Origin of the sequence: Leptolyngbya sp. FACHB-541 (genome assembly GCF_014695875.1) — a bacterium.
In the GTDB taxonomy this organism is placed as follows: Bacteria; Cyanobacteriota; Cyanobacteriia; order Elainellales; family Elainellaceae; genus JAAUTN01.
In genome coordinates this window covers 1-9,639 of sequence record NZ_JACJPC010000081.1, presented here as the reverse complement: position 1 = coordinate 9,639, position 9,639 = coordinate 1, and the positions used below count along the sequence as shown (strand labels likewise).

7 protein-coding genes are annotated in these 9,639 nt (G+C 47.7%); all 7 read left to right on the top strand.

Translation table 11 applies throughout. The features are described from left to right. Positions 1-165: 165 nt before the first annotated feature. The 7 genes from H6G00_RS17510 to H6G00_RS17480 all read left to right on the top strand — a co-directional run bounded on the left by H6G00_RS17510 (position 166) and on the right by H6G00_RS17480 (position 9,450). Positions 166-1,203, top strand: coding sequence for an alcohol dehydrogenase catalytic domain-containing protein (locus H6G00_RS17510; RefSeq protein ID WP_190797737.1), 1,038 nt, complete (start codon positions 166-168; stop codon positions 1,201-1,203). A 392-nt stretch (positions 1,204-1,595) separates the two neighbouring features. Beyond that, positions 1,596-2,381 (top strand): hypothetical protein, encoded by a 786-nt coding sequence (locus tag H6G00_RS17505; protein WP_190797736.1) that lies wholly within the window; start codon positions 1,596-1,598, stop codon positions 2,379-2,381. 486 nt (positions 2,382-2,867) lie between these two features. Next, entirely contained in the window at positions 2,868-4,067 is a 1,200-nt protein-coding gene (locus H6G00_RS17500) for a DegT/DnrJ/EryC1/StrS family aminotransferase (protein ID WP_190797738.1), read from the top strand. A gap of 3 nt (positions 4,068-4,070) precedes the next feature. After that, a complete protein-coding gene (gene crtB / locus H6G00_RS17495; RefSeq protein ID WP_190797735.1) occupies positions 4,071-4,964 on the top strand; it encodes a cyanoexosortase B in 894 nt (297 codons plus the stop codon). Positions 4,965-5,021: 57 nt separating this feature from the next. Further along, positions 5,022-5,777: a cyanoexosortase B system-associated protein gene (locus tag H6G00_RS17490; RefSeq protein WP_190797734.1), complete on the top strand. Its 756-nt coding sequence runs from the start codon at positions 5,022-5,024 to the stop codon at positions 5,775-5,777. A gap of 138 nt (positions 5,778-5,915) precedes the next feature. Then, a complete protein-coding gene (locus H6G00_RS17485) occupies positions 5,916-7,184 on the top strand; it encodes a polysaccharide biosynthesis/export family protein (protein ID WP_190797733.1) in 1,269 nt (422 codons plus the stop codon). Positions 7,185-7,260: 76 nt separating this feature from the next. Beyond that, positions 7,261-9,450: a tyrosine-protein kinase domain-containing protein gene (locus H6G00_RS17480; protein WP_190797732.1), complete on the top strand. Its 2,190-nt coding sequence runs from the start codon at positions 7,261-7,263 to the stop codon at positions 9,448-9,450. Positions 9,451-9,639: the final 189 nt, after the last annotated feature.

Sequence of the window (9,639 nt, the reverse complement as noted above, 5' to 3'; positions counted from 1 at the left end):
TGAGGTCTTCCTCACTCTCACCAATCTCTAGCTTGTATACCCCTGCCATCCTTCGTCTTTGAACCCATCAAAAGCTTTATACCATCTGTAGCCTTACTTTGAAGAATTGGTATTAGGAATCAACCGTGGGGTAGAATCAAGTTTCTCCGAGTTCACAGGGCAGCAATGCTAGCAGCTTTACTTTATGGTCAGGAAGATTTACGGCTAGAGCAGGTAGCTGACCCGACTCCGGCAGCGGGTGAGGTCGTGATTCAGGTGACAGCAGCAACCACCTGTGGCACTGATCTAAAAGTTTGGCGCAGAGGCGGACATGCCAAAATGCTGAAACCTCCCACTCTATTTGGACATGAAGCGGCCGGACGGATTGTGGCTTTGGGAGAAGGCGTAACGGGTTGGAAAGTGGGCGATCGCGTCGTTGCCAACAACTCCGCCCCTTGCATGACCTGCTTTTTCTGTCAGCGTCGAGAATATTCCCTTTGCGCCAACCTCACCTTCAACAACGGCACCTTTGCGGAGTACTTAAAAATTCCAGCGGCGATCGTACAGCACAACCTTCTGTCTATCCCGGAAGGAATGTCTGACAAACTAGCTGCCATGACCGAACCGCTTGCCTGTGTCCTGCACGGGGTTGCTCGTTCCAATGTGAAACCTGGCGATCGCGTTGTAGTTTTAGGTGATGGGGCGATCGGCTTAATGTTTGTCGCAGCTCTAGTGCAGCAGTCTGCCAAAGTGTTTCTGTTTGGCGGCAACGACCAGCGGCTTAAGGTCGGCGCAAAATTTGGTGCCGTTCAAACCTTCAACTATCGCTCAATTCCAGATGTACCTGCTGTAGTACACGACTTGACCGACGGCTGGGGAGCTGATGTCGTGATTGAAGCAACTGGAGTACCTAGCGTTTGGGAAATGGCGATCGCCTGCGCCCGTCCTGGTGCCACAGTCAACCTCTTCGGCGGTTGCCCTCGTGACACGACTATTAGCGTTAACACAGAGCAGCTTCACTACAGCGAACTTACCCTAAAAGGTGTTTTTCACAACATGCCCGAATACGTCCGAGCCGCCCTAGCTTTTCTATCTAGTCAGGTTCCTTTTGATCTACTTGTCAGCGAAAGTCAGCCACTTCAACAGCTAGAAAAAGTTTTTCAGGACATGAAAGACCGCAGAGTGATCAAAGTTGCGATTGAACCGGGCGCTACCGAAGCATAAGTTTTCTTCCACAGGAGAATCTTTATTTCAATTTAATAAGTAGCTGCTTGTTTTTAAGGTATAAAAGTTAGATTCGGTTGGGGTGATAGTACTGAAATTTATCAAGCTCAATCTTTAGGAGCAAAACAGTGGCTGAAACAGAGTAGTTTACGCCTCACAGCTCAAAGGAACTGTTTCACACCTATGATAATTCCCAAGCCACAGGCTACTTAGACAATCAAATTACTGTCGGGAAGCAGTTCAACATCAAGCTGAAAACCGCCAGGGTAACGAAGAATTATGATGAGGAATTATCCCTGGGCGATGGTAAAGATAATGACTTACTCATCCTTTCCAACACCCATTTAGAAGGACAACCTAAAATTCAGCGCATCCACTACTACGAAAATAATGTGGAGCGTGGCAAAGTCTTGGATGATTTTCCGTCTGAAGTTGTCTTTTCCTGCAATAGCTATCAGGAAGGAACTCTCCTCTTCGGAATAGAGATTCTAGAGATCGACGATCTAGACAGTGACGAGCGCAGCAAGCTAAAAGGCTTTTTTCAAGAAACTGCAATCACTAAAGCTAGTCAGGTTTTTTCAATCATTTTTCCGTACGTCAAGGTTGGTGCTAAGGTCGCCGGAGGACTTTGGCAACTGTTTGGCAAACCTAATCAAAAGCCTTATTCAGGAGTCTTAGAAGAAGACGTTTGCCTTTATGCATCAGGCAGAATTACTGCTAACACAAGTAGTGAAGAGAGTCCTTTGCGCTACGGAAAATATACTCTTGTCAATAAAGCAATTGATGGAAACCAATACGAATTAGATCGGTACAAGCTCCAGCTAAAAAGCGAACCTGATAAGGTAGAAAAAGATTTAGCATACGCCGTTTTATCGCTTGAAGAAGGAATAGCTTCCAGCGAAGATTTTGAAACTCCTACTCGTGTTGCAACGTTATTAGCAGAAATTAACGGCAATGACTCAGAACAAATGAGCAGCTCAATTGATTACTTTAGTAAAAAGCTTGAGCCATATTGGAATTTCAAAGACCTTGAGACTTATCTAAATCTCCTGGAGCGTGAAAGAAGTCGAGAGGTACTTTCTCCTCAAGAAACAAAGTTGAAAGAAGAAATTTCCAGACAACCTGCCCTACAGCGCTTTCTGTCATTTTTACCTGAACGACCAGGCGATCGCCCCTAATTCACCTTTAACCGGCTTTAATCCACTGCCCTAAATTCAAAAGTCTTTGCAGCCGTTAGAGGTGATTCAAAGTTTAAAGATTCTGTTTGCTCCAAGTTCATCTTCAAAGCAACGATTTGAATGCCCAAACAATTGTGGTAAAAGCTGACTGTAAAAGTGCAGCTACTTTCTGCTGTGAACACAATTTTGTCACTGACAGCCTGAATTTCATCTGCACTCCTCCACTTGTGTAACAGCGAAGTGGGAATGCTATCTTTATAATTTTTTTGCTTGCACAGCCTCCTTGTAGTTAAGCACTTTGGAGAGAATTTAATTCCTGAGTTGGCATCAAAGCCTCCATTTTCAAGCTTCCCTTCACACACTCTTCAAGCTTCTACGGTGTTCAAGTCGGCAAAAATCGACCAAAACTGAATTAGAGCCTTTTTGTATCTACACCCCATCGCTACTGTGCAAACTCCCACTCTTACCTCATCCCCTTCGCTCAACATGAGTAATTCGATCGCCGAAATTCCGTTTGTTGATCTGACACTTCAGCATCAGCCGATTCAACCTCAACTAGAAGATGCGATCTTGAACGTTGCACGACGGGGCGATTACGTCATGGGTAAAGCCGTGACGAAGTTTGAATCTAATTTTGCGGCTGCTTGTGGAGCTAAGTACGGCGTTGGGGTCGCCTGCGGCACGGATGCGATCGCTTTAGGTCTACAGGCTTGTGGCATTGGGCAGGGAGACGAAGTAATCTTACCTGCCAATACATTTGTCGCTACCCTAATTGGAGTTCTACGCAGCGGCGCAACGCCCGTTTTAGTAGATTGCGATCCAGAGACAGCTCTACTTGACCTGATAGCAGCCGAGAAAGCGATTACACCGAAGACACGAGGCATTGTTCCAGTTCACCTATATGGTCAGATGGTTTCCCCGGGCCAATTGTTGGACTTAGCTAGCAGTTATGACTTGCTAATTTTTGAAGATGCGGCACAGGCACACTTAGCTGAGCGTGAAGGATATCGAGCGGGGTCTGTAGGTAGTGCTGCTGCATTTAGCTTTTATCCCAGCAAAAACTTGGGAGCGATGGGAGATGGCGGAATGCTAGTCACCCAAGAACAATTGGTCGCTCAAACCATGCAGTCTCTGCGCAATTACGGCGCGCCGCGCAAGTACTACCACACTGACTACGGCACCAACAGTCGTCTAGACACTCTACAAGCGGCTGTTTTGAACGTTAAGCTGCCCCATCTGCCGCTGTGGAATGGCGATCGCAACCAAATTGGACAACATTACGATGCGCTACTTAGTCCATTGCGATCGCAAGGTATCGTACCCATCAAGAATTTAAGCGGCGGTGGACACGTCTACCATCTCTACGTGGTGCGCATTACTGAAGATTGCCCCATCGATCGTTCTACTCTTCAAACAGAGCTTGCAGCACGAGGCATTCAAACCGGAATTCACTACCCTCTGCCCTGTCATCTTCAACCTGCTTTCCAATATTTAGGTTATAAATTGGGTGACTTTCCTCATGCCGAAGGGCTATGTGAGCAAATTCTCTCGCTGCCTATGTACCCCGGTCTTAGCAATACCCAAGTGAATCAAGTCATTGACGCAATTGAGGAGTTAATCAAAACTCCTGCACCGTTAGTTTTTCACCCTCCCATTCAACCTCATAGTTCACTGGTTCCAGGATAAGCTATGCAAATCAGGCATCAACTTCCCCTACCGATCGGACGCTATGCCCTCAGTGGAGCTGTACTGGGGTTACTGCTGCTCATGTATGTCCCCCTGCTACTCCACTGGGTTGATGGGTGGCTCAACAAAAGTATCAGCATTGAGCATGAATATTTTAGTCACGGCTTGATCGGTCTACCATTTGCAGCCTATCTAGCTTGGAGCAACCGCAGCCGCTGGCAGCAATTATCTGACACGCCCCATTTAGCTGGAATCGTTCTGTTACTGCTAGGAGTTGCCTGCTATCGGAGCAACCTGACTGACTTAATCAATCTTTCCTTACCTATCATTTTGACGGGGCTTTGTCTCTGGCTGAAGGGAATGTCAGGATTACGACTCCAAGCATTTCCCCTACTGCTCGTATTTCTAGCAACTCCAACCGAAATTCCTTACCTACTAGCGCCTTACACTCTACCGCTGCAAAGCTTCATAGCCGGGACAGCAGGCTTTATTCTGCAACAAATTGGTATGGATGTTAGGGTTGACCAAATTTATCTCTTCGTCAACAATCGCATCGTTGAAGTTGCTCCTTATTGTGCTGGGTTAAAGATGCTGTTCACAAGCCTCTATGTAGGTTTGCTTCTGCTTCATTGGACAGGCGCTTTAGCTTCCCGTGCCAAGACATTCTGGTTCTTTGCGGGCATCATTTTTGTTAGCGTTAGTGCCAATATTTTTCGCAATACGTTGCTGACCTTCTTTCATGGCACTGGTAGGGAACAGGCTTTCGCATGGCTGCATGAAGGGTGGGGTGGTGATCTTTACTCGGCTGCGATGCTGGGACTGTTAGTTTTTCTGTTGAGAGGGATTGAAGCCTGGATTCCTGATGATTCTGATATCGTCGATGCTGCTGAATCTTAAGCTTCCCGATTTGCCTGAATATGCCGGAATATGAACTTATTAGGTTAATTTTGAGCTATGTTGTCCCTTTCTAAGACTTCCCCGCGATCGCAGCTTCTCAGAATGCTAGTAATTCTGTTTATTTTGGCAATCGCCGCTATTCCTGCCATTTCCACTTACTTCACAGGGAGTTGGGTTTGGAAAGGTTTACCCGAAGTTCCAACCTTAGAGCAGCTTAGAACAATTGAGCAAGAAGGGCTTGTTTTACCCGAATGGCAAACTCTTAACCAGGAAACTGTCGAGATTGGCGGTCAAGATTGGTCAGTCCAGGCGATCGCTCCTACCAATCAAGTTGTCACTGAAACTAGCTCTCAAGCACCCATATTTCTCATGCTGCGCCCTCAGACTTGGCAGCGCGACCAACCGCAGGTAGAGTGGATGGATATTAACGGGGTGCAACGGTGGACTGCGGATTCAAAGCGTCAGATCAAATTTGAAGCGCAAATGCCGTCAGGACAGCTCTCTGATAGCAGTTCAATAAAATCTGCTCAAGTTGAGGCTCGCTTTTTGAGAGGCTGGAACCAGAGACAAACCTATGCAGTTTTGCAATGGTACGCCTGGTCAGATGGTGGTAATCCGGCTCCTAGCCACTGGTTTTGGGCTGATCAACGCTCTCAATGGCGTAATCGCCATCGAATGCCCTGGGTTGCAGTCAGCATTCTGATTCCGATTCAGCCTTTAGGGGATATCGAGCAAGTTAGAACCTTGGCAATCGCTTTAGGTCAAACTGTGCAGTCAGCGCTTATGCAGAACGCTTTGAGTGCGGAATCATAATTCAGACAACTGTGGTTGTTGAAGTCTGACAACTCAGGAACCAAGACCATGCGAACCAGTCTTTTGATGCAACACTCTAAATCTTTCTAGTTTATAAACCTACAAGCTCATAGCTGGAGCCTAATCCTGTTAAGACCCATGCCTCAAGTCTTACCTTATCAACCTATTCGTCGTTTTACTGCCCTGGCGTTTGTTGGCTTATACTCTTTAGCCTCAGTTCTTTCAAGCGCTGTTTTGTTTTGGGTCATTGACTCTAGCACTTCCTCCCTTGTCGCACTCGGTCAAACTCAATCTGAGCAGCCGTCTACCAGTGCTGATCCAGATGCTGAAGAACTTTTAGAAGAAGCAAGAGAGCGGCTCATAGACCGTGGAGAAATTCTAAATCCAGATCCTGAAACTGATTTAGGTGTCCCGCTCAATCAGCTCTCCCCCGAATTTGATGCCTACCGTCTTGGACCAGGAGATGCAGTTGCTGCAACTTTACCCTTCTATCCAGAGCTTAATTTTCAAGTAACGCTTGACCTAGAAGGTAACGTTATCGTCCCTCTGGCTGGCGTACTTTCCTTGGAAGGGTTAACTCTTCAACAAGCTACAGATAGAATTCAAACAGCTTTAAATCGCTACGTCATCAACCCTCAGGTTGATTTGATTTTAACTACCCAGCGTCCTGTTGAAGTTACCATCACCGGCGAAGTCGTTAGACCAGGGGTTTATCCTTTAGCCGCGCCTCAACTTACAACGGCTCTGCTCTCGGCTGGAGGCACAACTCGCCTAGCTGATTTGAGAACGGTCAGAGTTCGACGTACCTTGACAGATGGATCGGTAGTTGAACAGAATATTGATCTCTACACCCCCTTACGAGAAGCCAATGGTGTTCCGGATGTAAGGTTGGCGGATGGCGATTCAATTATTATTCCAACCCTGACATCGGATGCGATCGCCGATTACGATCGAAACCTCATCGCCCGTTCCACGATCTCTCAACAGCAAATCGTCGTCCGTGTTCTAAATTACTCGGCTGGAGGAAGGGCAGTACCCGGAGCCATCAGTAGCATTACTCTACCCAGCAGCAGTCACTTCCTGGATGCTCTAACTACTATTGGCGTCAGTCCAAGCACTGCAGACCTGGGTGAAGTTGCCCTAGTTCGATTTGACCCTGAACAAGGCAGAGCGATCAGCCAAGAGTTGGATGCAAAAGAAGCTCTATTAGGAAATGCATCCCAAGATCCCCCCCTTGAAAACAACGACGTTATTGTTGTGGGTCGAAACTTTGTGAGTCGTATTACCTATGCACTTAATACTGTCACGCAACCTTTCCGAGATGTTCTAGGATTCCTACTATTTTTTGATTCACTAGCTGATGGAGCGAACGACCTATTCGGTCCTGGCGACGATGATGACGATTAGAGCCATCTTCTATTCCTGATGCTAGAGTTTACATGACCCAAAGCTTGTTTAACCGTTTCGATTCTTTCCTACTGCCATGACCCCTCCCCTTGTCAAACGTTATCTCGTAGCTCTGGATCGGCACAAATGGGCTGGACTTGCAGGCTTTCTTGTCGTCCTTGGCTTATCGGGTGTCGCTGCTCTTCAGCCAGAACCTCCTGTTAGCCATGTAGCTGAGGGTGTTCTAACTTATAGTTCTCCCCCTGTCACTTTCTCTACAACGGGTACAGCCCTACAGCAGCAGGGTCAAGCTCTGACGGGGAGAATGCTACTGTCTGATTACGTGGTCGGTTATGCAGAGGAGCAATTAACTGCACAGCAGGTGGAGCTTTCTCGTGAGGAGATTCGGCAAAATGCTATCGTCCAGGTCAACCCTGAGGAGGAAGGGGAAGACGCTGTATTCCAGGTATTGGTGTCTTACCAGTCTTCCGACAAGGAATTAGCAGAGCAAACTGCCAACCTCTTGATGGAGGCAATGGTTGAGCAAAGCCGTCTATTTAATACACAGCAGCTCAGTAACGTCATTGATAACCTGAACCAGCTGTTGGGAGAGGTTAGTGGAGACCTGAGAACCGCTGAGCAGAACCTGGAGAGATATGTTCGCGAAGAAGGTCCGGCGATTCAAGCGGCTCAGGACGGAGCTTTAATTGGCGGAATTACAGGTAGTCAGCAACAGCAGCGCCAGATTCGCTTGACGTTGCAAGGCATTGATGCCCAAATTCGGAGTTTGCAAGGCAGATTAGGACTCTCTCCTGATCAGGCGTATGCTTCTTCTGCTCTCAGTGCTGACCCGATTATTGCCAACTTGCGGACGCTAATATACCAAAATGAGACTCAGATGTCGATTTTGAGTCAGCGCCTTCGGGCTGAACACCCAGATATGGTGGCGTTGCGAAATCAGCAGCAGGCGTATGATCAGTTACTCAGACAGCGGGTTGCAGAGGTGATTGGTGGCAATAACATTGCAGCCCCTCTACCGACCAGCCAAATCCGGCAGGACAGCAGCCTTGACCCAGCAAGACAACAGTTAGCAAACACTTTAGTAGGTTTACAGACGCAGCGAGATACTTTGCAGCAACAGCTTGCTGCTGTGACGGCTTCAGAACAAGAGCTGAGGCAGGAGTACACTAGTATTCCTAACAAACAGCTTGAGCAAGCACGACTTCAGCAAGAAGTGGCTCTGACCAAATCGTTCTATGACCAAATTCAAGCCAGGTTAGAAGACGCTACGATTGCTGAGAAAGAAACAGTCGGTAATTTAGTCATTGCTCAACCTGCACAACCTGGACTGGTTGAGGATCAAGGACGCAATAGTGTAGTAATTTTGGCGGTAGGAGCCTTTGTAGGTCTCCTGGTTGGTGGTGGTTTAGTGCTGCTGCTGGATTCCCTGGACGCAACGTTCCATACGCTCCAAGATTTGCAGGCATCTTTGCGACAGCAAGAAGTGCCGATTTTGGGCTTGCTGCCTGCTATCCCTGATGAGGGAGATGGGTTGCCGCTGGTCGTTAGTGCTAACTCTCCCTATATTGAACCTTACGAACGATTCCGTGGGAATCTCCGACGAGCTGCTGGTGGAAGAGCCCTGAAGATGGTTCTATTGACCAGTACGCTGAATGGTGAAGGTAAGACAGTCAGTGCTTACAATTTGGCGATCGCCTCTGCAAGAGCAGGCAAACGAACCCTCTTAATCGAAGCAGATTTGCGATCGCCTTCCCAGGCTAAGTCTTTGAAAGTAGTACCAGACCCAGAAAGTGTGGTCGAACCGCTACGCTACTACGGTCACTTGAGCGATTGCATTCGACTGGTGCCAGAGATCGAGAATCTTTACATCCTGCCTAGTCCGGGTGCCCAAAGCCAGGCAGCGGCTATTCTAGAGTCAACTGAAATGCGACGGGTGCTAGAAGATGTCCGAGGTCGATTTGATCTGGTTATTCTAGATACGCCCGCGTTGAGCCGATACAATGATGCTTTGCTGCTAGAGCCTTACGCTGATGGCATGGTTCTCGTGACTCGCCCAGGTTACACCGAAGACGGAGTCTTGGCTGAGGCAATCGAACAGTTTATGGATTCTGATGATGTACGCTTCTTGGGCGCGATCATTAACGGAGCGGATATTCCTGTGCAGATGCCTCAAACCCCATCTGACCTAGATGGACAGTTTGTGGTAGAGGATATGGAGAATCAGGAAGACTTTGAGAGAGTAGGCAGTCGTTCGAGAGAGCTTTGAAATACTGCTGAATTAACTCGATAAATATGCAAAACCGTGTCGCTTCGCTGCTACACGGTTTTGTTTTGCTCAGTCTCCTGTTGAGCGTTTGTGCATAGCACTACCAATTCATCACCATCAAGTTGTTTTTATAACGTCTCTCTAGGAAGAGGCTATAGATGGAAGGGCACCCCGCTAAGCGGGGTGCCC

Bases quoted from the DNA above. Each gene is read 5' to 3' on its own strand.
- H6G00_RS17480 (WP_190797732.1), top strand. From the start codon at position 7,261: ATGACCCCTCCCCTTGTCAAACGTTATCTCGTAGCTCTGGATCGGCAC.
- crtB (WP_190797735.1), top strand. From the start codon at position 4,071: ATGCAAATCAGGCATCAACTTCCCCTACCGATCGGACGCTATGCCCTC.
- H6G00_RS17500 (WP_190797738.1), top strand. From the start codon at position 2,868: ATGAGTAATTCGATCGCCGAAATTCCGTTTGTTGATCTGACACTTCAG.
- H6G00_RS17485 (WP_190797733.1), top strand. From the start codon at position 5,916: ATGCCTCAAGTCTTACCTTATCAACCTATTCGTCGTTTTACTGCCCTG.
- H6G00_RS17490 (WP_190797734.1), top strand. From the start codon at position 5,022: ATGTTGTCCCTTTCTAAGACTTCCCCGCGATCGCAGCTTCTCAGAATG.
- H6G00_RS17510 (WP_190797737.1), top strand. From the start codon at position 166: ATGCTAGCAGCTTTACTTTATGGTCAGGAAGATTTACGGCTAGAGCAG.